The organism is Lentilactobacillus kefiri (genome assembly GCF_007989105.1).
GTDB lineage: Bacteria > Bacillota > Bacilli > Lactobacillales > Lactobacillaceae > Lentilactobacillus > Lentilactobacillus kefiri.
In genome coordinates this window covers 1-22,499 of the sequence record NZ_BJVK01000013.1, presented here as the reverse complement: position 1 = coordinate 22,499, position 22,499 = coordinate 1, and the positions used below count along the sequence as shown (strand labels likewise).

Sequence of the window (22,499 nt, the reverse complement as noted above, 5' to 3'; positions counted from 1 at the left end):
AGTCAATAAAATCTCAAATCACTTAAAAAATACCCGGTTGGAGCGTATAATGAAAAGTAATCTGTATATTGCAGATTACTGTTGTTGTTACTGTACACATTTTGCGAAATGAGGAATCGAATTTTGGACGATAGCCAGATACTGACTAATCTAATTATTGTCATAGTTACATTTTTCTTTGCTGCCTTCTTTGTGGCAAGTGAGTTTGCTTTGGTGCAGACCCGTCCGAGTGCATTGGACGAGCGCAAAAAGAAGCTTATTGAGACAAAAGGCAAGCAGGCAAAGGGCATTAAAAAGCTTAATCGCCAGCTTCACATGGTTACCAATCTAAATGAATATCTTTCAACAACCCAAGTTGGTGTCAGCTTGGCAGGTATCATCTTAGGTTATTTGGGTGAATCATTTGTTGTTACAATTCTGGTTGACATTATGGAAATCCATAACTCACCAATCGATCCAACGGCTGCTCATGCCGTTGGTGCTGTTGTCGGTATTATCCTATTGACTTATTTGGAAGTGGTTTTAACAGAAATCGTTCCAAAGAACATCAGTATCGATATGCCAATGCAGGTACTTTCCTTTATCAGTACACCGTTGCATTACTTCCACGTCATCTTTTACCCATTCGTTTGGCTGCTCAATATTTCTGCCAATGGAATCGTCAAGATGATGGGCTTGAAGGTTGCCAATGAAAACGATGAGTCATTCTCTCAAGCGGAAATCTTGAGTCTTTCCAGAAACGCCGTTAAGAGCGGTGCTTTGGAACAGAATGATTATTTGTACATGCAGCGTGCCTTCCAGCTTAACGATAAAGTTGCCAAAGATATCATGATTGACCGAACTCAGTTGATTGTGATCGATATCAAGACAACCGTTAAGCAAGCCGTTCAGGTTTATTTGCAAAAGAAGTTCAGCCGGATTCCGGTTGTTGCCAACGGTGATAAAGATAAGATCCTGGGTTATGTATATAACTACGATTTGATTCGCCAATCCCAAGTTGATCCAACTATTAAGATCGACCGTTTACTCAGAGATATTTCAACAACCCCTGAGATGACGCCGATTACCGATGTTCTCCACCAGATGATCAAGAAACGAACACCAATTGTTGTGGTTGTCGATGAATATGGTGGAACGTCAGGAATCATTACTGATAAAGATATTTACGAAGAGTTGTTCGGAACTGTTCGAGATGAAATCGATCCATCCATTACCGACTACATTTTCAAGCAGCCTAATGGTAGTTACCAGGTTAACGGAAAGTTGACCACGCATGACTTTGAGCGTTACTTCGATGCTGACTTCCCTGAATTTACTAATTCAGATGCCGTAACTTTGGCAGGGTATTTCTTGGATAATTACCCTGATATTAAAGCCGGCGATGTCATTGCGTTTGAGAACTTCGACTTCAAGATTATTGATTATGAAAACTCATTTATCAATTGGTTCGAAGTTACCAAGCACAAGCCAAGAACCGATGGCGACACCGATGATAACGAAAAAGATTAATTTTTGAAACTTCAATAAGACTGTGACAAGACATTTGTTTTGCGAGCAGTCTTTTTACATATAGCAACGATTTAAGAAAGTGTCGCGTTTTGACACAAACAATTTCCTAAGGGGGAGCTAATAAGTGAAAAAGCTATGGCAAAAAACACCAGCTTGGATCACATACACGGTACTGTTTACCGCTTTGATCTGTGTTTTAGTCGGCTGCTTGTACTTAACAGGTAGATCAATGATTTGGGAACTGGATGGGATGGCACAACATTATCCGATCCTGCTTCAGCTCCGGCACATGATTATTTCATTCCTGCACAACCCTAGTGGTGGCTTCACTCACTGGGCATGGAATATCAGTTTGGGCTCGGATCAACTGACCAACCTTTCATATTACGTCATTGGTGATGCCTTTAATTACCTGATCGTCTTATTTCCAAAGAATCAAATGGAGAATGCCTTCGCTTTTCTTGTATTCCTGCGAATGTACGTCTCTGGTCTAAGCTTCATGCTGTATTCTTCATCATATAAATTTAAAAAGAGCAGCCGGATTATCGGTTCGTTGGCATATGCTTTTAATGGCTATGCTTTAGCAACCGCTTTGCATCACCCATTCTTCATCCTGCCGTTAATTTTCTTTCCACTTCTGTGCTACGGAATTGACCGGGTTCTCCACAACAAGTCTTGGCTGCCGCTCATGTTTGCCGTATTTCTGGTATTTTTAAGCAACTTCTACTTTGCCTGGATTCTTGGATTCGGCTCAATTGCCTATGTCATTATCAGAATGCTCAGTTTGAGAAAATGGCGTGACTTTAAGCCTCTAAAATCTTTTGGCAAATTAGGTCTTTCAGCGGTGATTGGTCTTGGAATGGCAGCGGTTGTCTTCATTCCAACCATCATTCTAGCAATGGGATCAACCCGGCTGAATGATAACTTTGCCAATGGCATGCTTTTCTTCCCACCGCAATATTACCTGGATATTCCAAGTGCCATTCTGCCAACCGGCCGGGCAATGAACTTCTGGCTGGTGATCGGAATCTCCGGCTTGTCCTACCTTGGCATGGTCTACATGTTGAGGCACTTTAAACATTACCTATGGGAGAACGTGGCACTCATTACCATGTTCATTGGAATCATGATTCCGGCTGTTGGCGCCATCATGAACGCCATCACAACACCTTCAAACCGTTGGGTGTTCCTCGTTAACATCTTATTTGCATTTGGCACAATGGTCTTTGTCGATCATATTGGTACCTTTACCAAAAAAGATATTGCCTGGTTTAGTGGTGCTTCAATTGGACTAATCGTGCTTGTTTGGGCCCTGGGCGGCTTCTGGATGAATCTCCAGCCCCATGACTTTGTGGTTTATGGCTTCTTGCTGCTGACGGTCATCGTGATCCTGTGCAGCTTGATTTTCAACTGGAAACAGTCGACCAAAGTTGTTTTGATTTCCACCGTCTTTCTGTTGAATATATCCGCAAATATCATTGGGATTTATAGTCCCCATTCCAGTAAATTAGGGCTCCAGCAGTTGAACCGCGGCTTGGCTACCCGCTTTAGCAACGACTACTTCAGCGGTGCCCAAAAGTATTTGGAAAAGATGCCCGGATTCTTCAGAGTATCGATGAATCCGCATTACCACTACAATACGCACATTCAAAATTTAGCCAACTATTCAAATACCAATACCGACTTTCCAATCAACAGTGGTCTTAACGACACAGCTGTTTACCTAACCCTTCAAAACGGTTATCTTGGCAAGTTCTCTCAATCCGTCGGCAACAGCCAGTTCTCAATGAACACGCCAATTGCTCAGGGTGACTATCGAACTTCCTTCAATAACCTGTTGGGTGTCAAATACGTATTTGCCAAGGCCAACACCAAGAAGGCGCCGGTTGTTCCTTATGGATATAAGCCGGTACGCGACAAGAATGGCCAAGTCAAAGTATTCCCTGCCAAAGCCAGGACAAACGCTGTCCAGGCCATTGAGAACATGCATGGAACAACCATTTACAAGTCAAACAACGCCCTGCCGCTTATTTATACCCAATTCAAGACCGTTTCACCGTCTGCATATAACAAGATGAGTGAGGTCGATCGTGAACGGGTCATGACTCAAGGAGCAGTCGTTGACAACTCTAAAGACAATACCCATCCGCTTAAATATCATTCACCTAAGAAGAACATCGACTACACCGTTAAAATGGACACTTCAAAGATTGTCTATAATGGCCGTCAATTAACCAAATATCGACTGGGAATCATCAACAAAGCCAACTCTGACAAGTTGGTCGACCAGCCGCATGAACAAGTCAGCCTCGGTGCCAATTTGGAGAAGACCAAAGACCTTCTGGCAACCAATCGATCCATCATTGAATCAAACCATTATCAAAACATCAATGGTCTTAAAGAAATGACTTCAGACGTTGTCGGCAATCCGATTAATTACCTTCTGAAAGTTAAAAAGCCGAAGACCACCAAGAATGCGGAATTATTCCTGGTACTCAAAGGCATCAAGCAGACCGACGGCACACCAGCCGAGCACAGACAATGGATGGCTAACAAATTCCTGCTTGATAATAAGCTGTATTCCAAGATGGGTAAAATGGATGAATATCGTCACAGCATATTGAAGCCAACGTTTGGCGGTTATCTGTTCAACGCGACTGCCAAAGGCTTCAAAAATGGCTACAATCAATACGATAACAATAACCTTTCCAATTACCGTCAAATCAGCAACATCGTGTTGAATTTGGGTTATTCAACCCACCAGCGAAAGAACATTTTGCTGAAGTTCAACCAGGTTAAAAACATCAAATTCAAATCAGCTAAGCTGGTCGCGGTACCGTTTAACAAGTCATATGGCAAGCAAATGCAAAAGCTCAAGCAAACCAAGCCTGCCAACTTGAAAGTCCATGAGAATCACGTAAGCGGCACAACCAACAATTCGAAGTCAGGCACAATGGTGACATCAATTCCTTACTCAACCGGATGGAAGTTGACCATCGACGGTAAGCCTGTGAAGACCTTTGTCGTCAACAAGGGATTTGTTGGAGCCAATCTTCCAGCAGGTACTCATCGAATTAAGCTGGACTACACAACACCGGGAATTAAAGTCGGTAAGCTGTTGTCAGGCATCAGCTGGTTGGCATTTATCATCTTATTGATAGTTGGAATTGTTGGGAGATTCATCCCTAAGAAATCACCAAGAAAACATGCCCCAAAGCACACTAAGAATTCATCGGATTAAGCTTGCCAACGCCAATCGCAATCGGTAAGATAATGAGTAACAGATTCAAAATCATTATGAAATTTATGAGGAGGCCCACCTTGAGTCCAATAAAAATACTGTTCATTTCCATTGAAGGTAACACCCGTGCGTTTGTTAAAAACCTGGCCAGTTACGCTGCCGGAATGCATGATCAGGATGCTGACAATCCACTTGTTGAATCCAAAGAGATCAGCGAACAAACCGATTTCGCAGATGAAACCGACCCCTACTTTGCCTTTGTGCCAACCTACTTGGATGGTGGCAATGGGATCGATAATGGTGTCAAAGAATTGATGACTAACGCGCTTGGTGAATACATCGCCTACAATGACAATTCCAAGTTGTGCCACGGAATTGTTGGCAGCGGTAATAAGAATTTCAACGAGCAGTATTGCTTGACTGCAAAACGTTATGCATCCCAATTCAACGTTCCCTTTCTTGCCGATTATGAACTCAGAGGAACCGGCCGAGACGTTGAACGAATTTACAAACTGTTAGCAAAAAGTTAAGCCGTTAAATGACAAAGAGCAACTGACCAAATAATCTGGTCAGTTGCTCTTTTTGTTTTATTTATTTAATTCGTCAATCAGGAAGCCAAACTATTCCTGACCCTCAAGCGGTTGATGATCCACAAAGCAATCACACAAGCCAGAATCAGTCCCGCCGCAAATGAGAACAGCTCCCGGTATGATGCGTAATCAAGCACCATCCCACCGATCAGTGGTCCTAAAGCCCGGCCACAGGACATAAACAGGTTGTACAGCCCTTGAAATTTACCCCGCTGCTTGGGTGTCGACAAGCTGTCGATCCAAGCAGGAATTCCAGGAAAACCAATCATTTCGCCAATGGTTGTCATGATCATGACCAACACGAATGCGGTATAGTCACGGGCAAATATCAACCAAATGAATGAAGCAGCAAAAATAGCCACCCCGGTGTAGGTTTGCGTACTCAGCTTAAAGTGACTGCCAATCCGGTTAACAAACGGCTGGCCAATGACAATCATCAAGCCATTTAATGTCCACAGTAAACTGTAGTTTTCAAATGGAATATGGAGATTGGTCATATGAACCGGAATGACACTTTCCCATAATGCGTATGCCAGATAAACCGACAGCACAACACTACAGATTGCCAGGATAATGCCGCCAACCTTGGTTTCAACAGGTGCGCCCGGCTCAACCGGCTTGGTCGAAACTCGACGGTCCACATGAACGTTGAACTCTAAAATGGTGAGGAGTACCAAAGCCGCGTAGAAGGCCGAAGTCACGGTAAACACCAGTGTAATACCGTGCTTTAATAGGAATCCGACCATCAATGTTCCAATCACAATTCCAAGGTTCTGGCCAATATAGAGGATATTAAAGATCGCTCTGGTTGACCGGGTCTTGATACTTGCCGCGTATGAATTTAGCAGCGTCATACAGGCCCCGTCGCCGAACCCCACGGACAGCAGCATAATTCCAAACATCGGCCAGCCATGGAAAAAGACTAATGTAAAGATTGCCGAAGTGGAGATTAAAGAACTGATAATCGTTGCTTTATAAGGCGACCAGCGATCAAACAAATAGCCACCAAGGTAATTCCCCAACATCATAAAGCAGGACATGGCAAGTAAAACCAGTCCAGCCAGGGTCAATGATTTATGGAGGTAATTATGCAAATACACAGTTACCAATGGCCACATAAAAGAAGCCCCTGCGTTTAAAATCAAAGAATAAACAATAACAGAATTAAATCTAATTTCACTTCGCTGCTTTATCAATTAATCAGTCCCCTCAGCACTTTATTGTTGTTACTAAATCATGAATCATTTATCTCTATTTTCGCATATTACGGGCATAAACCATACGAAAACAAGATGATTATTAAAATAATTCTTTGTGTAATCGAATGTCGTCCCTATCGGTAATTTGCCGTAGGACGCGGCAGGGATTGCCGACAGCCAATGAATTTGCGGGAATGTCACGCGTCACAACGCTGCCAGCACCAATAACCGACCCATTGCCGATTGTTACCCCACCAATGACAGTCACGTTGCTGGCAAGCCAACAATTGTTTTCAATGGTGATTGGTTTGGTATATTCCTTACCCGGCAACGAATTATCCGCAACAAAGTTACGATCCTGGTAGCGAAGCGGATGCATGGGAGTGACCAAGGTAACGTTGGGTCCAAATAAGACGTTGTCACCAATCGTAATTTGGCCGCTGTCTAAAAAGGTAATGTTGGTATTGCCATAAAAGTGATCACCAATTTTAATATGAGTTCCATAATCAATAAAAATAGGACCCTGAAAATAAAGTTTATCAGAAGAATTGGGCAGCAACTGCTTTAACAGCCGTGCCCGCTTTTCTGTTTCATCATCAAAAGTGTCGTTGTAAAGCTTCGTTAAACGGTGAGCCAATCGCTGTCGTTCAACCAGCTTTGGGTCTCTTGGGTTAGTCAATTTACCAGAGAGCATTCTTTCTTCTTCGCTCATATAATTGCCTCCAGTTTCCGTGAACTTTATCGATACAGCCATCATATCATAAAAGCAGCGGGTGCTTCTCGACATTTGACCAACAAAAAAGGCTTGGAGATTAAATGACCTCCAAGCCTTTTTGAAATCTGATTTGAATTATTTTACCAAAGCAAACTTGTAGTAATGAAGTGGTGTATTAGCATACTGCACTTTAATCGCATGGTTGGCTTTGTTTACAATAATGAAGTGGGTGTTATCAGTAAATCTTAAGTAGAACTTGTGGTAAGTCTTGCTTCCACGTTCACGATAAGTGATTCCCCAGAACGTCTTTGAATAAGTTGTAACTTTGTAATTGGCGAAGTTGATCAACTTCTTCTGGAACTTACCATTCTTGTACAAGCCTTGATTCAAACCACCCTTTTGGCTGAAGTTGGTCACAACGCTGTAACCGTTGTTGTTACCTGATTGCCAACGGCCGGTAGGTTCAGAAATCTTGATCTTGCTGCTTGATGATTTTGAACTTGAGTTGGTTGTCGTATTAGTAGAACTCTTAGGTGTCTTAACAGTCATAATTCTGTAGAAATATGAAGTTGATGACTTACGGGCATAAACGTAAAGCTTTTGATTGGCTTTAACGTTGGTATGCAGTTCGGCACTGAATTTACCAGTTGTGCTGCTGGCAGTGGAGCGGGCAATTGTCGTCTTTTTAGTATTTCGAACGATAATTGAAACCCCTTTGGTAGCAGTTCCGGTAACAGCCTTTGAGGTACTGTAAATATTATTGACTTTGAGTGACGGAGAACTTGCAGAAGCGTTGACACTGAACCCAATTAAGAATGATGCAAGGACAGCGAAGAACGCGATAAATTTAAATTTCTTCATTTGATATTGCTCCCTAATCTTTATTTTGCAAGACTCATTATAAATGATAAGCGCCCAAAAGCCGTCAAAACAGTCTCCATTTATCCTTTTCTTAAGAAAGCCGTCACGAAATAGTCATATATTTTGACGTTATAATCATGAAAATGGTATGCTTGTAAATTTTATTCATTTACATCATGAATTCGCTTTCGTTGGGTTAATATGTGTTATATAATGTTGGGGAACTGGTATAGACATGTACCATATTACTTAGTTAATATTTTGATAGGAGTGAATATTTTGCCAACTGAAAGACGTTCTTTGATTATGCTCTTTGGAGCAACTGGTGACCTTGCCACTCGTAAACTTTATCCTGCAATGTTAAAGCTTTTCGAGAAAGGAAACATTCGTGATCACTTTGCTGTGATCGGGACTTCCCGTTACAAATTTGATGATGAAAAATATCGTGAGATGGTTGTAAAATCTGTTTCTAAAGAATCAACCAACAAAAAACAAATTGAGGACTTTGCAAGTCATTTCTACTTTGTTACCCATGATGTGACTAATTTACAACACTATTCTGCATTAAGAGATAAAGCAAATGAACTTGATAAGAAGTATCAATTAAATGGCAACCGTGTGTTCTACATTTCAATGGCACCTAATTTCTTTGGAACAGTTGCTAAAAACCTTAAGGCTCAACACCTTCTATCAGAAGGCAGTGGCTTTAACCGCTTGGTTATTGAAAAACCATTCGGCCGTGATTATGAATCCGCAAAACAATTAAACGATGACCTGAGTCATGCATTTGAAGAAAACCAAATCTTCAGAATTGACCACTACTTAGGTAAGGAAATGATCCAAAACATTGAAGCAATTCGTTTTGGAAACACCATTTTCGAAGCTCTTTGGAACAACCGTTACATCGACAACATTCAAGTTACCCTTGCCGAAAAGCTGGGTGTTGAAGAGCGTGCCGGATACTATGACAACTCAGGTGCCCTTCGTGACATGGTTCAAAACCATATCATGCAAATCGTCAGCTTGCTTGCCATGGAACAACCAGTTGCCTTCAAGGATACTGATATCCGTGCTGAAAAAGTTAAGGCACTGCGTAGTCTCCGTGTCTACAACGTTGCCGAAGCTTCAAGCAACTTCGTCCGTGGCCAATACGCAGCTGTTGGCAATGGCAAAGAATACCGTGAAGAAGACGGTGTTCCAAAGGATTCAAATACTGAAACCTTTGTTGCCGGTAAATTATTATTTGATAACTACCGTTGGTCAGGCACCCCGTTCTACATCAGAACCGGTAAGAAGCTTGCCGATAAGTTCACTCGTGTCGATGTTGTCTTCAAGAAGCCGTTGGTTGATATCTTCGCCTTCCCACAAAGTGGAAGCGCACCACTTAACGCCAACGTTTTGACCATCTTCATCGAGCCTAACCAAGGCTTCTCATTGATGGTTAACGCTAAGAACAGTGAACAAGGATTCCATACAGAACCCGTTCAACTGCAATACCTTGAAGATTCAAAGAGAACCAAGGAAACACCACAACCTTATGAACGTTTAATCCACGATGTTTTGAAGGGCGATGGGACAAACTTCGCCAGCTGGCCAGAAGTTGCCAATGCTTGGAAGTTTGTTGATCAAATCCGTCGTGTTTGGGATATTCAACAACCTATGTTCCCTAACTACATTCCAGGATCAATGGGTCCAGTTTCAGCCGATGAATTGCTTGCCCGTGACCACCGTGAATGGGTTTACAAATTAAACAAGTAATCTTAAATAATTGGGCAGGTAGAAAACAGCATTCGTTTTCTACCTGCTTTTTATTTTGAAATCATTTCGATGAAAATTTTTACCATTTATTTGAAAATGCAGGTATAAAATTTGATTTTGGAAAAATGATTTAATCCCTTTACTTGTTAAGGTGGTGTCATTTTGAATTCTGAAAGCGTTCACACGAAAATGACTTTTCATTTTCACAATCTTTCATTCAACAAATTCCCCTTGCTGTTCTAACAGGTTTTTGTTTCACTTTTAATTTGTGAGATGGTAAACTTAGTGTGTAGTAATTCTTATATAGAAAAGGATGGTTTTGAAATGGCTGAACAAAAGGCAAACATTGGTGTTGTTGGTATGGCTGTTATGGGTAAGAACTTAGCCCTTAACATCGAAAGCCGCGGTTACACTGTTGGAATCTTCAACAGAACCGGCTCCAAGACTGAAAAAGTTATGAAGGATCATGGAGACAAGAAACTTGTTCCAAGTTACAAGATCGAAGATTTTGTTAAATCACTTGAAACACCTCGTCGAATTATTTTGATGGTTAAGGCTGGAAAACCAACCGATGCCGTCATTGATGAATTACTTCCACTTCTCGATAAGGGCGATGTCCTTATTGATGGTGGTAACACAAACTTCCACGATACAATGGCTCGGAATGCCCGTCTTGATAAATCAGGAATCAACTTTATCGGAATGGGTGTTTCCGGTGGTGAACTTGGTGCCTTACAAGGTCCATCATTGATGCCAGGTGGCCAAAAAGAAGCATATGATTTAGTAGAACCAATTCTTAAGAAGATTGCCGCAAAGGCTCCTGCAGATGGCGAACCATGTGTTACCTACATTGGGCCTAATGGTGCCGGCCACTATGTCAAGATGGTTCACAACGGTATCGAATATGGTGATGAAGAGTTAATTGACGAAAGTTATAACATTTTAAGAAACCTTGCCGGTTACTCAGTTGATGAATTAGCTGACATCTTTAAAGACTGGAACAAAGGTGAACTTGACAGTTACCTGATTGAAATTACCGCTGACATTTTGACTCATAAAGATGATATTGGTGCTGACAAGAGCAAGCCAATCGTTGATATGATCCTCGACCGTGGTGCCAACAAAGGTACTGGTAAGTGGAGCTCACAAGATGCCCTTGAAGTTGGTATCGATCAATCAGTTATTACTGAAGCTGTTTACGCACGATTCATTTCAATGTTCAAGAAAGATCGTGTTGCAGCATCAAAGGTTCTTCCTAAGCCAGAAGGCAAAGTTGACTTTGATAAGAAAGAAATTGTTGAAAAGGTTCGTGAAGCCCTCTACTTTGGTAAAGTTATGAGTTACGCTCAAGGCTTTGACCAATTGAAAGCTGCTTCACAACAATACAAGTGGAACATCAAGTTAGGCGAAATGGCCAAGATTTGGAGAGCCGGATGCATTATTCGTGCCCGCTTCCTTCAAAACATTACCGACGCCTACGACAAGAACCCAGATTTGCAAAACCTGCTTCTTGACCCATACTTCACTGATATTGCAAAGAAGTATCAAGAATCAGCACGTGATGTCGTAGCATTGGCAACAAAGGCCGGTGTACCAGTACCATCATTGGCAGCCGCCGTATCATACTACGATTCATATCGTTCAGAAGTTGTTCCTGCAAACTTGTTGCAAGCACAACGTGACTACTTCGGTGCCCACACATACGAACGTGTCGACCGTCCAGGCAGCTTCCATTATACTTGGTATAAAGAACAGTAGTGAGCGACGAGGGCTGGGTGACGCGGTTTCTAAGGCAGAACTGATTAAAATCCCGGGTTTGGATTTAAATCAGTTTTGACTTAGAAGTTAGCGTCAGGCCCGTCGGAGCTGTCCTCAAAAGCAGCATGTTCCGGAATATAACTAAAAATGCCAATCAATTTTTTGAGCATTAATTGATAAAAGACCATAATCGCTGGTTTTGTGGTTATGGTCTTTTATCGGTTAAGCGGAGAAAGCTGGCTTAAATGGCACATTTCGGCTAGGAAATGGTCAAGCGACAAACTTATAATCCATATGTTTTGAGAATGAGGAACAGTAGTGAGCGACGAAACCCGGGGACAGGGTTGTCGCCAAGTAGGCTAGGCAGGCGTTCCGCCGGCCGTCGGAGCTGTCCTCAAAAGCAACATGTTCCGGAATATAATTAAAAATGCCAATCAATTTTTGAGCATTAATTGATAAAAGACCATAATCGCTGATTTTGCGGTTATGGTCTTTTATCGGTTAAGCGGAAGAATCAGATGGGTTGGAGCTGTCCTCAAAAGCAGCCGAATTTTTCAAAACCATAGAATATTTTAAAGAGGCTGACCAAAAGTCTAAACTTTTGTTTCAGCTTTTTTGCGTTTCCACATTATTTATGTGTGAACCTGCAACAATCGGCTCATCCCGGCTATTTATTTGTTGCTTAAAATGTCGGTTATCTTATTTCGCAATTCATCATCTCGCTGAGGATCGTACGCGTATGTATCATCATACCAATAATCCGGACTATACAACCAAACGGGCTTTTTCAGTCGTTCAGGTGCTTCTGTCTGATATCTCGGAAAAACATGGGCATGCAAAAAGTTGTCAGTATTGCCTAAAATATCGTAGTTAACTCGCAGAGCACCAGTGGCCTTAAGCACGGCATCCCCCAAAATACTCATGTCACGGAGAAAGACCGTTCTTTGCTCAATTGATAAATCATTTAAAGATGCCACTTGCCTTTTGGGCAACAATACTGAATATCCAGGTAAAAACTGGGTATCACCAAAAACTGCAAATCCGCCAGGAAGTTCGGCCATTACCATGGGATTAGTTCCGTTGATTGCTGATGCAATTCGATTTTCCCGCCAATTGTGCATATTTTATCTCCTGTCTGCTATAGCCGATCACTGCCAAATCTTGTACTTTCTTATCTTCATTAACTTTGCAACTCTTTATATCTGAATGTGAGCACAGCAACATATTGATCATCTTCAGAATTAACACTGAACTTGCCACCCAATGTCGTAACTAAAGATCGAACAATATCTAATCCTAACCCAACACTCTGATTAGTCCGGCTGGCATCAGCAGTTACAAACCGGTCCGTTAATTTACTATCCAATTTAAATACGGCTGGTGTTTGATTCTTAAAAACAATTTCAAAATGATTCTCATCCTTCTCCTGGAGTGAAATAGTCACCTGTTTATCAGCATATTTTAAGATGTTACTGATCAGGTTCTGAAAGACTCGTTCCAGCAAGGTTTTATCTGTTCGAATCGTGACGTTCGGTCGGATATCAATTGCCACCTGAAGCCCCTTGGCAGTGAGGTCATCATAGTAATCAAATAATTCTTTCTCCAAGGTTTCAGAAATATTCACTTCTGAAATGGATAACTGTGAATTCTTCTCTTGAAGCAAATTAAAATCCATTAGATAATGCAGATAATAATTAACTTCCATGAGATTGTTCTCAATTCGTTGATATTCCTTTTTGTTTTGATCGTCATGTCGTTGTTTATCCAGCAACTGTATATAGCCAATTGCCACAGTTAATGGCGTTCTGATATCATGAGTGAGGTTGGTCAGCATTTGCTTAATTTGCTTTTCCTGGTCAATCTGCTTGATACGCGCAGTTCTGGTCTTATTAAGGCTATAGTTAACGGCTTGGGCCAGTTTACTGAAAAGTGGCCAACCGGTATTGGTTGTCACCTCTGCATTGGTATCATGGGAATTAATATACCTCAGTTCCCGATTAATTCGCCGAATTTCCACAACCATCAGACCGATGATGCCGATCAGGATTATACATATTATCATCAAAAATAGCGTCATCTCATCACTCCTGACTAAACAAAGCGCACACCAATTCCCCAAATTGAAATAATATATTTGTTACCGGTTCCCGCCAAATCATTAACCTTGTTCCGCAGGTTGCTGATATGAACGTTTAAAGTATTCTCCGCGTTCATATAAGGCTCACCCCACACGGTTTCGTACAAATTCTCTTTGGTAAAGACCTGCTTAGGGTGACCCAAGAATAATTGAAGGATTGCAAATTCTTTTTTGGGTAAACTTAATTCCTGACCGTTCACATAAACACGATGAATTGTTGTGTCCAAGGAAATATTGTCATAGGTCAAATTGGTCTGCTTAGGCTGTTCAGTAGCCCGTTGGCGCAATTGAACCTGAACTCTGGCAATTAATTCATCGATATCAAATGGTTTGGTGAGATAGTCATTGGCACCCTCCTTTAAGAGGGAAACGACTTTTTGCTTGTCCTGGATTGCAGTTAATACTAATACAGGTACATTTGAAGTCTTGCGAATCGTTTTTAAGACACTCTCACCGGTAACCTGTGGCAACATTAAGTCCAAAATAACTAGATCGGGATTTTCAGTATTAAATTTTGCCAAAGCACTAACGCCATCAACTGCCTTGACTATCTGATAGTCTGCAGCTAAGACATCACTTAACAAGTCACGGACATCTTGATGGTCTTCCACAACCAGAATTTTTGCATTCGCCATATTTTCGCACCCCTTTATTCAGTATTAATTTTAACCTTAAAAGCTGGGCACCACAATTAAGGATTAATTAAGGATTTGTTATGTCCGGAATTAATATATGCAGTTTATGATTAAATCATAAGTTAAGTCAACCAAGGAGGAACAACCCATGACCGAAACAGTTCTGGATTTTAATCATGTGAGTAAAAAATTTGGCCGATTCCAAGCTCTAGACTCAGTGTCTTTTCAAATTAAGAGAGGAGATATCTATGGGCTCATTGGAGAAAATGGTGCCGGTAAAACGACCATCATGAAATTAATCACCAAAATATCGCCACTGCGAACAGGATCAATTTCATTATTTGGTGAATCAACTTCCAACTATCAACAAGCCCTTAAACGAACTGGGGCAATGATTGAATCACCTGCAGCATTCAACAGCTTAACAGTGATTCAAAACCTAAAGGTAATTGCCAAACAAAATGGCATTCAGTCAAAAACTGCTATCGACGACACAATCGAGTTTGTCGGATTAAGTAAGAAGCGGAAAACAAAAGCAAAACACTTATCATTAGGTCAGAAACAACGGCTTGGATTAGCATTTGCAATTTTACCCCATCCCGACTTTTTGATTTTGGACGAACCAATTAATGGCTTGGATCCATCAGGAATTATCGAGATCCGGAAGTTACTATATAAATTGAACCACGAACAGCAAACCACCATTTTAATTTCTAGCCATATCCTGACCGAATTATACCAAGTATCCACAAAGTTTGGCTTCATTCATCATGGCAAGTTTATCAAAGAAGTCACCAAAGAAGAACTGGATAAGGAAAAGGAATCGGGAATTCTTCTGGATGTTGACGACGTAGCAAAGGCTTCAGAAGTTCTGGACTCCTCAAACGTCAAACCTTTCTCAATTCAAAACGACCACAGTATTTTCGTAAAGGATAACCATCTCAATACAGGAAACCTGAGTCAATTGTTGATCATGAATGGTGTCGCATTAAACGGAATGACCAAGCAAGAAGGCTCATTAGAACAATATTATACTCAACTAATGAAGAAAACAGATGAAGGTGAAAAATAATGATCAATCAATTAAGAGCAGACACATACCGCATAACCCACTCAATTGGCTTTTATATCACATTGCTCCTGGTGATTAGCTACAGTGTCTTGATCACCGAATCCAAATCCATTGGTGGTATTATGGTGAATGCTGACCAGAGTCTACTGGCCCATCTAGCCAATTCAAATTGGACCATTCTGGACAGCATCCGGGGATTAACAATGTCATCAAGTGCCCTAATGTATGTCATTATGAGCCTATTTGTGATCATCATCGGGTATGAATTCAGTCAGAAAACTTATAAAAATACCTTGGTATCTGGGATTTCTCGATTTAAGTTCATCATGGCAAAATATGTCATGCTTCTCTTTACCATTTTTATTAATATCTTTATGTACTTTCTCACGGTGTTGGCTACCAGCATGATTCTCGGTCGAAAGCTTGGAGCCTCATGGCCTCATTTAATCAACATTTCTTTGGTCACCACTCTGGCAGTATCGTTTTTTATCAGTATTGTTTTCAGTATTGCCATTTTGGTTTTAATGCTGACAAATTCCATCGTCATCAGTTCAGTCTTCATTGTTCTTTTTCCATTAGCTGTTTCAATGCTGCATGTTTTTGTAAAATGGAACTGGTTAAAATATATTGATTTCTTCGGTGCCAGTAATAAAGTCGCCGTTGGTACTTTGACAGCCTCTCATTTTGGCCCTTACATCTTGACCTGTGGGATCATCTTGGTGGTCTGCATTGGATTGTCATTGGTGACAATTAAAGAAAAGGAATTATAGCCTTATTATCAGAACACAAATTTTCAAAATAAAGTACTCCAATATATGAATGAAGATGTAAATATGATCAATCAATTAAGGGCAGATACTTATCGCCTGATCCACTCAGTTGGTTTCTATGTAACCTTAGGTTTAGTCATTGTATATAGTGCACTCATCACCAAAACAAAAACTGTCGGTGGTATTATGGCTAACGGCAATGAAGAATCTCTTGATCGTCTAGCTCGATCGAATTGGACGATTCTGGATGGCATACGAGGATTAACAATTTCTGCCAGCCTTCTTATGTATATGGTCATCGGACTATTTATCATTACTATCGGTTATGAGTTTAGCCAGCAAACATATAAGAACACATTAATATCCGGAATTTCAAGATCAAGCTTTATCCTATCAAAATATATTACGCTATTAATTACGATCTTTATTTCCATTACCGCATACTTTCTTACTACTATCATTATGAGCTTAATTCTTGGCAGGTCTCTCGGTGCATCATTGCCAAACTTATTGAGCACTTCTGTGTTAACAGATATTACCATCACTTTCTTCATTAGCATTGTTTTTAGTATGGGGATTCTAATACTAGTGGTCACAAATTCAATCGTTATTAGTTCAATATTCATTGTGGTATTTCCGATAGGTGTCACAACGGTTCGAATGCTGGCAAATTGGAAATGGTTAAAATATATTGATTTCTTTGGTGCCAGCAACGAAGTAAGTCTTGGAAACTTGTCAATCTCAGAGTTTGAACCATATATCGCAACTTGCGGGGTTCTCTTAGGTGTTTGCATTGTCTTGTCATTGGTATCAATGAGAGAGAAAGAGCTTTAATATTGATGAAAGGCAGTGACCGCAAAGTCAGCGGTTACTGCCTTTTAAGTTATGAAAGAAAATGGCGTGTATGCCTGTCATCCCTCAACTAATTACCCGTAAGCAATCCTAACGCAAAATAAACCAACACACCCACCAAAACCAAGAAAATGGCCGACAACAAAACACTTATGTAGACATTCCAACCCCTTCTGGTAAGGACAATCGCTACCAAATCAGCCCATCCAAACAATGAAATATCCAAAATAATTGATGCAACATGTTGGAGAGAATCAACAAAATACAGACCGAGAGAAAGTAAAGTAACAAAGCCAAGTAGAAGTGGCAATCTTGCCAAAGTTTTACCACCAAATTGGTTTGTGATGTTATCGGTGAACTTTTGCGTGATTTTCAAGTTATTATCTCCTTTGCAAATTATACCAACCAGAAGAATGTTCAATTTGTATATCTAATATGTAATCAGAAAATTTGAAACGTTATTTGTGCTTATTAATAACTACCAGCACATAAATGATTATGATCAACAATCCAAATAGCTCCAACCATCTGTGCTCAATAAAATATGATCCAAGTAGCCACAGCCCCATCACAATAACAAAGATATTTACTAATGTTTTCTTGTTCACCAACTTCAACTCCTAATATGTCAACTTGTTTCGTTTAGTGCCAGTCACCACCAATCGTCGTATTTTACAGACAAATGTCGGTATCCAACAAAGTCGGCCCCCCTTTCGGCAATATAGTCCGAAAAGCGGCTGGCTCCTTTGTGTATAAACAATTTTATCAGGTTCAAAGTAATCAGTAAACTCAGGTAAAAAACCAAGTGATTTTAAAACTAACCATCATCAGCAGCCGTTGCCGCCATCTTTTGCTTAAATATACGAGAAATGATTAAGTATCCCATCGTGGTCAGCAAAAGGCCAAGGATTGCTGTAATTGTCCAGGCAACCCCAATAGAATAAACGTCCGACAACCAACCATTGATGCCAAGTACAAGCAACGTTGCTGCGGCATTCAAAGTGTTGTTAAGTGAAATTAGCGTTGTTCTTTTGGATCCACTAATTTGTTGGTGTAATATTGTATATCTCACAACTTCGTCAGAGGATGTAAATAATACATGAATCAAGAACAACATAATTGCTAATATTTTGAGCCCAACAGTTGCGGCAAATATAATTGTTCCGGCATTGACAATAGTCAACCACGTTAACAGAACAATCTGTCTTTTAATTTTTAAAAGATAGCCCGCAATATACGCACCAAATATCCCCAACAGGTTAACACCCACTAATATCCATCCAGTTTGGACAGTTTTAAGGCCTTGCTGAAAGAATAACTGCCATTGATTATATGGGCCGGTGGAAATTAACGTTATTGGCAAAAAGGCGAGACTATAGCAGAAAAAGGTTTTATTGTTTCTGACGATATCCTTGATTGATTTTAGATTAGGTAGTTTAGCTTTAAAGGCATGCCTAAAGTTTTGAGATTTTAGTTGAGCTGGATGTTCGAATTTTCTTTCTCCCCAAGCAAACGGGATTGGGCATAGAAGTAAAATTGCCCCAGCTAATATTGGGTATCCTAAATTAATATTTGCAAGAAATTGCGCCCCAACAAATCCGGTAAGCAAGGATACTGCCGTCGAAAGTGATGTTGTTAGTGAAAACGCATGATCAATTTGGTAATTTGGATTAATAACCTTCGCTTTGTCAACAAACCATGAGTCAAGTGTGCCTGAATACAAAGAATCTCCCAATGCCGTCAAAATTCCACTTATGCAAAGAAACCAGCCATTTCCAGTATCAAAGAAAAGAAAGAACAATCCAATACTTCTGGTTACGCAGCTCGAAATGAACACATTGATTCTGCCAAATTTATCTGCCAAAATTCCAGATGGTAACTCAGCAAAAAAAGTCACAACCCCAAAAATAGCCAAAAAAATATTAATATCCGCATATGTATAGTGAATGTGTTTCATAAATAAGTAGATTGTGCCACCCCAAACTCCTAATGCCGCATTGTATAACGATGTGAGCAAGATGAATTTAATTAGGAGTTTCATTATCTTTTCTTTCATCCCTTACCTCCTTCCTTGAAGCTCCATAATTACAGCTTCATCATCTAATCCTTTAGCTTTTAGTTCCATCGGAGTTATTCACTAACTCGTTTACGTTTTTGGAACCAACATTGAGAATATTTTACCAAAATCTGCCATCTATAACCATCCCAGTCGAACATTATTGTCCAAGAAAGGAAAACCTCCCAAAGTTAAAGTACTCGCTTTAACTTTGGGAGGTTATTTTAATTTCTAGTATTATTTGTAAATCTCATCAATCTATTTTTCTTCCGCCTGAATCTTCTTCCCAAAATCAGTCTCATCAAAATGATTAATCACATTCTGCAGATCAGCTTTGGTCAAACTGGCACCAAACAATTCACTGCCAGGCTCAGTCATAATGCCATCAGCGATATCATAGTGAACCACGGTGTCAAAGCCCATGGTATCCACAAATTTAGCCACTTGATCAACGGCTGCTTTGTCATCACCAGTCACAAATAGTGCCTTACGATTCTCGGCACCGGCCGGCTTGGCCTCTTCTTGAAGGTTATGGTAGCCCATGTGGTTAAAAGTTTTGACCACTGTGCTCTTATTGAAATACTTTTGAACCTGCTCACTAGAGGTTGACGATGGATCCAAGACTTCTTCTCGAATGCCGTCAGTTTCCCACCAGTAGTTCATGGCGTCGATAACCAATTTGCCTTTAAGCAGCTTCGACTTGATGTTCTTGTATCGACTCAGTGGAATTGCCAAAATAATCAAATCACTCTTGGCGACCACGCCTTGGTTAGTAGCTGGAGTTGCACCCGGCACCAGAGTCTCAATGGTCATGGCAATCTTTTCAACCGATCCCGATCCGGAAATCCGGACGTGATAACCGGCCTTTAATGCCAACTGGGCTAACACAATGCCTACTTTTCCGGCACCCAGAATGCCGACATTTTTAATTTCTGTCATGATTAGTCCTCCTCGGACAAGATTTCTTTAACACGAGGAATCACTTTGGTTCCGTATAATTCGATCATGCGTTCACGTTGAGCGGCAGTTTGGTTTCCTGCACCATACACAAGGTCAAAGCGGCCCAAGTTCATCAAATTGATAGTCCGAGCCATTCTTTGAGCAACGTGTTCCGGATTACCAACGTAGAAGGAACCCACCTTAGTTTCACCATCGAACTGCTCACGGCTCATCGGTGCCCAGCCTCGAGTTAACCCGATGCGGTCAAAATTGGCCTTGATGTTCTTCCAAGCAACTTCAACAGCTTCGTCCTCATCATCGGCGATAAAACCATGGGAGTGAACGGCAACGGGTTGAACCGGCATATTATATTTTTCGGCTGCTTTTTTGTATAAGTTCAAGTACGGTACGAAGCGGTCAGCCTGCCCACCGATGATTGCCAAGATGACCTTGTAGCCATATCTGGCAGTTCGGATAATCGATTCTGGTGATCCGCCAATTCCGATATAAGTTTCGATGCCGTTATAATCCGTCTTTGGATAAACATCTTGATCTTTAAGGGATTGGGTAAATTTACCATGCCAAGTGATCGGCTTTTCTTTGATCAGTTGACTGTACATCTCTAATTTTTCATTGAATAAATCATCATAGTCGGTTAAATCATAGCCAAACAACGGGAAGGATTCCGTGAACGAGCCACGACCAAGCATCACTTGTGCACGGCCTTCGGATAACCCCTCAAGAGTGGCAAACCGTTCGTATACCCGAACCGGATCATCGGAACTCAACACAGTAACAGCTGTGGCCAGCTTGATGTGTTCAGTCACCGATGCGATCGAGCCCAGAACAATTTCCGGACTTGAAACACTGTAATCAGGACGGTGATGTTCGCCGACACCGAAGACATCAACGCCCAACTTGTCGGCTAATTGGCCTTCTTTAACGATTTGGCGAATTGATTGGCCGGCGGTTAAAAGCTCACCGTCTTCAGCGGAAACAATATCACCAAACGTTTCCAGTCCAAATTGTAATTTATCTACGTCAACCATGCTCATGCTTTTTCCTCCTGTCGCTTACCTTTTGTAAGTATGATAACAGACTATAGTAATTGACGGTAAAAAGCAACTAAAATGGCTGATGATTTTGCTTCAAGAGGCTCGATCATCTCCCGTTGCAAATTTGCAGCACTGCCGGTATACTTGCATCTGGAGGTGGAAATATGAAAACCCCAAATTTTGGCATTAAAAATATTAAGCCCATTTCTGAGCTGCGTTCATATAATAAACTTTTAGAGGAAGTAACGCCCGACAATCCTGTCATTCTAACTAAAAATGGCTATGGTAAGTATGCAATTGTTGATATTGATGAATTCGAAAAGTTTGAACAAGAACAAGTAGCTAATGAGTTAATCCAGATTGTTGACCACGCACGCAAGGGCTCCTTGCATTCACTAAAAGATGTTGAAAAGGAAATCATGGACCGATGACGTATTCTTTAAATCTTTATGATGATGCCCTAAATGATCTAAAATCAATAACGACGTATCTGGATAATCAATTTGACAGATCTGTCAGTGACAAAATATTATCAAACATTTTTAATCAACTTGATAATTTGAAAAAAATTTCGAAGGCTGGTAAACCAATAGAAAGGATCATAGGAGAAATTAGTTTAGCTGGGGTTTACTGTCTTAGGACTCCCAGAAACTCAATTTTATATGAAATTGACGATAAAAAATCATCAATTAATATCCTCCGCATTTTGGATAACCGCCAAGATGTTACTGTTCGATTGACTAAATATCTGGTTGATTATAAATCGAAAAAATGATGCATTTACAAAAATCTCCCAGCAACTGCTGAGAGATTTTTGTGTGACTCTTAACTTACATGATTGATTGCGTTTAACCTGAATATACTTGTTTTCCGACGGCCTTTTGCCAATTTTCAGATTTGACCAGAAAAGTTACCCGATCGCTTCTTTAATCGCGTCCTGCAGCTCCCGAGCAGCCATTTTATCAATTTACATAAATTGCATTTATGAGATCAGGATTCTTCCCCAACAACTGAATCAGTCGGCGTGCAGATCCGTTTGGCTTACTTTTACCAATCTCCCATCCCTGAACTGTCCGGACTGAAACTCCCAGGAAAGCAGCCAGTGACTGTTGGGTAAGATTTTCTCTTTTCCTGAGCTCTTTAATATCACTCGGCCGAGTCCTCGGAACTTCCAAGGAAACTTTCTGAACTTCAACGTCAGAATCATCCCCATGATCAAATTTATTAAGCGCTTCAATACTTTCAAGTAGTTCTTTATCAACCATTACTTCCCCTCCTCATCTTTTTAATGTATTTATGGATCAGGTTCCGATCCTCATCAGATAAATTTGCTTCATCTTTTTTTGCATGGC

Annotated in this window: 21 protein-coding genes; 10 read left to right on the top strand and 11 right to left on the bottom strand. The window is 40.7% G+C overall.

Features of this window, described 5'->3' with window-relative positions; all coding sequences use genetic code 11:
• The first annotated feature begins 108 nt into the window (after positions 1-108).
• The 3 genes from LKE01_RS06210 (at position 109) to nrdI (ending at position 5,280) form a co-directional block, all read left to right on the top strand.
• Positions 109-1,509, top strand: coding sequence for a hemolysin family protein (locus tag LKE01_RS06210; RefSeq protein ID WP_054769160.1), 1,401 nt, complete (start codon positions 109-111; stop codon positions 1,507-1,509).
• Between the two features lie 124 nt (positions 1,510-1,633).
• Positions 1,634-4,750: a YfhO family protein gene (locus tag LKE01_RS06205; protein WP_082619696.1), complete on the top strand. Its 3,117-nt coding sequence runs from the start codon at positions 1,634-1,636 to the stop codon at positions 4,748-4,750.
• An 80-nt stretch (positions 4,751-4,830) separates the two neighbouring features.
• Positions 4,831-5,280, top strand: a complete 450-nt coding sequence (nrdI, locus tag LKE01_RS06200) for a class Ib ribonucleoside-diphosphate reductase assembly flavoprotein NrdI (protein ID WP_056981285.1) — start codon at positions 4,831-4,833, stop codon at positions 5,278-5,280.
• Between the two features lie 77 nt (positions 5,281-5,357).
• On the opposite strand, the gene LKE01_RS06195 is transcribed toward nrdI, so the two are convergent.
• From LKE01_RS06195 to LKE01_RS06185, 3 genes are all read right to left on the bottom strand, one after another.
• Positions 5,358-6,536 (bottom strand): MDR family MFS transporter, encoded by a 1,179-nt coding sequence (locus tag LKE01_RS06195; protein ID WP_056981283.1) that lies wholly within the window; start codon positions 6,534-6,536, stop codon positions 5,358-5,360.
• 103 nt (positions 6,537-6,639) lie between these two features.
• Entirely contained in the window at positions 6,640-7,251 is a 612-nt protein-coding gene (locus LKE01_RS06190; RefSeq protein ID WP_054769161.1) for a sugar O-acetyltransferase, read from the bottom strand.
• A gap of 138 nt (positions 7,252-7,389) precedes the next feature.
• Positions 7,390-8,115, bottom strand: coding sequence for an Ig-like domain-containing protein (locus tag LKE01_RS06185; protein WP_054769162.1), 726 nt, complete (start codon positions 8,113-8,115; stop codon positions 7,390-7,392).
• A gap of 279 nt (positions 8,116-8,394) precedes the next feature.
• Between LKE01_RS06185 and zwf the strand changes: the two genes are divergently transcribed.
• Together zwf and gnd are read left to right on the top strand one after the other, a co-directional pair.
• Positions 8,395-9,873: a glucose-6-phosphate dehydrogenase gene (zwf, locus tag LKE01_RS06180; protein WP_054769163.1), complete on the top strand. Its 1,479-nt coding sequence runs from the start codon at positions 8,395-8,397 to the stop codon at positions 9,871-9,873.
• 324 nt (positions 9,874-10,197) lie between these two features.
• Entirely contained in the window at positions 10,198-11,631 is a 1,434-nt protein-coding gene (gene gnd, locus LKE01_RS06175) for an NADP-dependent phosphogluconate dehydrogenase (protein WP_056981281.1), read from the top strand.
• 671 nt (positions 11,632-12,302) lie between these two features.
• Here the strand turns inward: gnd and LKE01_RS06170 are convergent.
• Genes LKE01_RS06170 through LKE01_RS06160 form a run of 3 tightly spaced genes read right to left on the bottom strand, consistent with a single transcriptional unit; the run spans position 12,303 to position 14,403 of the window.
• Positions 12,303-12,752, bottom strand: coding sequence for an HIT family protein (locus tag LKE01_RS06170; protein ID WP_054769164.1), 450 nt, complete (start codon positions 12,750-12,752; stop codon positions 12,303-12,305).
• 59 nt (positions 12,753-12,811) lie between these two features.
• Positions 12,812-13,708 carry a sensor histidine kinase gene (locus tag LKE01_RS06165; protein WP_056981280.1) on the bottom strand — a complete coding sequence of 299 codons (897 nt, stop codon included), beginning with the start codon at positions 13,706-13,708 and terminating at the stop codon, positions 12,812-12,814.
• Between the two features lie 14 nt (positions 13,709-13,722).
• The gene (locus LKE01_RS06160; RefSeq protein ID WP_056981278.1) at positions 13,723-14,403 is read right to left on the bottom strand and encodes a response regulator transcription factor; all 681 of its coding nucleotides are present in this window, start codon (positions 14,401-14,403) and stop codon (positions 13,723-13,725) included.
• A 148-nt stretch (positions 14,404-14,551) separates the two neighbouring features.
• On the opposite strand from LKE01_RS06160, the gene LKE01_RS06155 reads away from it, so the two are divergent.
• From LKE01_RS06155 to LKE01_RS06145, 3 genes are all read left to right on the top strand, one after another.
• On the top strand, positions 14,552-15,475 hold the full coding sequence (locus tag LKE01_RS06155) for an ABC transporter ATP-binding protein (protein WP_056981276.1): 924 nt from the start codon (positions 14,552-14,554) through the stop codon (positions 15,473-15,475).
• Positions 15,475-16,245, top strand: coding sequence for an ABC transporter permease (locus LKE01_RS06150; RefSeq protein ID WP_082619694.1), 771 nt, complete (start codon positions 15,475-15,477; stop codon positions 16,243-16,245). Before LKE01_RS06155 ends, LKE01_RS06150 begins: the two co-directional genes overlap by 1 nt.
• 63 nt (positions 16,246-16,308) lie before the next feature.
• A complete protein-coding gene (locus LKE01_RS06145) occupies positions 16,309-17,079 on the top strand; it encodes a DUF2705 family protein (protein ID WP_082619692.1) in 771 nt (256 codons plus the stop codon).
• A gap of 88 nt (positions 17,080-17,167) precedes the next feature.
• On the opposite strand, the gene LKE01_RS06140 is transcribed toward LKE01_RS06145, so the two are convergent.
• The 4 genes from LKE01_RS06140 to LKE01_RS06125 form a co-directional block, all read right to left on the bottom strand.
• The gene (locus LKE01_RS06140) at positions 17,168-17,473 is read right to left on the bottom strand and encodes a hypothetical protein (protein WP_054769167.1); all 306 of its coding nucleotides are present in this window, start codon (positions 17,471-17,473) and stop codon (positions 17,168-17,170) included.
• 441 nt (positions 17,474-17,914) lie between these two features.
• Entirely contained in the window at positions 17,915-19,153 is a 1,239-nt protein-coding gene (locus tag LKE01_RS06135) for an MFS transporter (RefSeq protein ID WP_056981273.1), read from the bottom strand.
• 258 nt (positions 19,154-19,411) lie between these two features.
• Positions 19,412-20,092 carry an NADPH-dependent F420 reductase gene (locus tag LKE01_RS06130; protein WP_054769169.1) on the bottom strand — a complete coding sequence of 227 codons (681 nt, stop codon included), beginning with the start codon at positions 20,090-20,092 and terminating at the stop codon, positions 19,412-19,414.
• Between the two features lie 2 nt (positions 20,093-20,094).
• On the bottom strand, positions 20,095-21,141 hold the full coding sequence (locus LKE01_RS06125; RefSeq protein ID WP_056981322.1) for an LLM class flavin-dependent oxidoreductase: 1,047 nt from the start codon (positions 21,139-21,141) through the stop codon (positions 20,095-20,097).
• Positions 21,142-21,311: 170 nt separating this feature from the next.
• Here LKE01_RS06125 and LKE01_RS06120 point away from each other — a divergent pair, with 170 nt between their 5' ends.
• Both LKE01_RS06120 and LKE01_RS12385 read left to right on the top strand, forming a co-directional pair.
• Positions 21,312-21,578 carry a type II toxin-antitoxin system prevent-host-death family antitoxin gene (locus LKE01_RS06120; RefSeq protein WP_054769170.1) on the top strand — a complete coding sequence of 89 codons (267 nt, stop codon included), beginning with the start codon at positions 21,312-21,314 and terminating at the stop codon, positions 21,576-21,578.
• Positions 21,575-21,922 (top strand): type II toxin-antitoxin system RelE/ParE family toxin, encoded by a 348-nt coding sequence (locus tag LKE01_RS12385; RefSeq protein WP_056981272.1) that lies wholly within the window; start codon positions 21,575-21,577, stop codon positions 21,920-21,922. The genes LKE01_RS06120 and LKE01_RS12385 overlap by 4 nt, the downstream gene beginning before the upstream one ends.
• A gap of 187 nt (positions 21,923-22,109) precedes the next feature.
• Here the strand turns inward: LKE01_RS12385 and LKE01_RS06110 are convergent, their stop codons facing one another.
• Positions 22,110-22,412, bottom strand: coding sequence for a helix-turn-helix domain-containing protein (locus tag LKE01_RS06110; protein ID WP_054769171.1), 303 nt, complete (start codon positions 22,410-22,412; stop codon positions 22,110-22,112).
• Between the last annotated feature and the right edge of the window lie 87 nt (positions 22,413-22,499).

What these genes read in the sequence shown, in the direction of transcription:
- LKE01_RS06210 (WP_054769160.1), top strand. Translation starts at nt 109, where the DNA reads ATGAGGAATCGAATTTTGGACGATAGCCAGATACTGACTAATCTAATT.
- LKE01_RS06190 (WP_054769161.1), bottom strand. Translation starts at nt 7,251, where the DNA reads ATGAGCGAAGAAGAAAGAATGCTCTCTGGTAAATTGACTAACCCAAGA.
- LKE01_RS06185 (WP_054769162.1), bottom strand. Translation starts at nt 8,115, where the DNA reads ATGAAGAAATTTAAATTTATCGCGTTCTTCGCTGTCCTTGCATCATTC.
- gnd (WP_056981281.1), top strand. Translation starts at nt 10,198, where the DNA reads ATGGCTGAACAAAAGGCAAACATTGGTGTTGTTGGTATGGCTGTTATG.
- LKE01_RS06170 (WP_054769164.1), bottom strand. Translation starts at nt 12,752, where the DNA reads ATGCACAATTGGCGGGAAAATCGAATTGCATCAGCAATCAACGGAACT.
- LKE01_RS06165 (WP_056981280.1), bottom strand. Translation starts at nt 13,708, where the DNA reads ATGACGCTATTTTTGATGATAATATGTATAATCCTGATCGGCATCATC.
- LKE01_RS06160 (WP_056981278.1), bottom strand. Translation starts at nt 14,403, where the DNA reads ATGGCGAATGCAAAAATTCTGGTTGTGGAAGACCATCAAGATGTCCGT.
- LKE01_RS06155 (WP_056981276.1), top strand. Translation starts at nt 14,552, where the DNA reads ATGACCGAAACAGTTCTGGATTTTAATCATGTGAGTAAAAAATTTGGC.
- LKE01_RS06150 (WP_082619694.1), top strand. Translation starts at nt 15,475, where the DNA reads ATGATCAATCAATTAAGAGCAGACACATACCGCATAACCCACTCAATT.
- LKE01_RS06145 (WP_082619692.1), top strand. Translation starts at nt 16,309, where the DNA reads ATGATCAATCAATTAAGGGCAGATACTTATCGCCTGATCCACTCAGTT.
- LKE01_RS06135 (WP_056981273.1), bottom strand. Translation starts at nt 19,153, where the DNA reads ATGAAAGAAAAGATAATGAAACTCCTAATTAAATTCATCTTGCTCACA.
- LKE01_RS06130 (WP_054769169.1), bottom strand. Translation starts at nt 20,092, where the DNA reads ATGACAGAAATTAAAAATGTCGGCATTCTGGGTGCCGGAAAAGTAGGC.
- LKE01_RS06125 (WP_056981322.1), bottom strand. Translation starts at nt 21,141, where the DNA reads ATGGTTGACGTAGATAAATTACAATTTGGACTGGAAACGTTTGGTGAT.
- LKE01_RS06120 (WP_054769170.1), top strand. Translation starts at nt 21,312, where the DNA reads ATGAAAACCCCAAATTTTGGCATTAAAAATATTAAGCCCATTTCTGAG.
- LKE01_RS12385 (WP_056981272.1), top strand. Translation starts at nt 21,575, where the DNA reads ATGACGTATTCTTTAAATCTTTATGATGATGCCCTAAATGATCTAAAA.
- LKE01_RS06110 (WP_054769171.1), bottom strand. Translation starts at nt 22,412, where the DNA reads ATGGTTGATAAAGAACTACTTGAAAGTATTGAAGCGCTTAATAAATTT.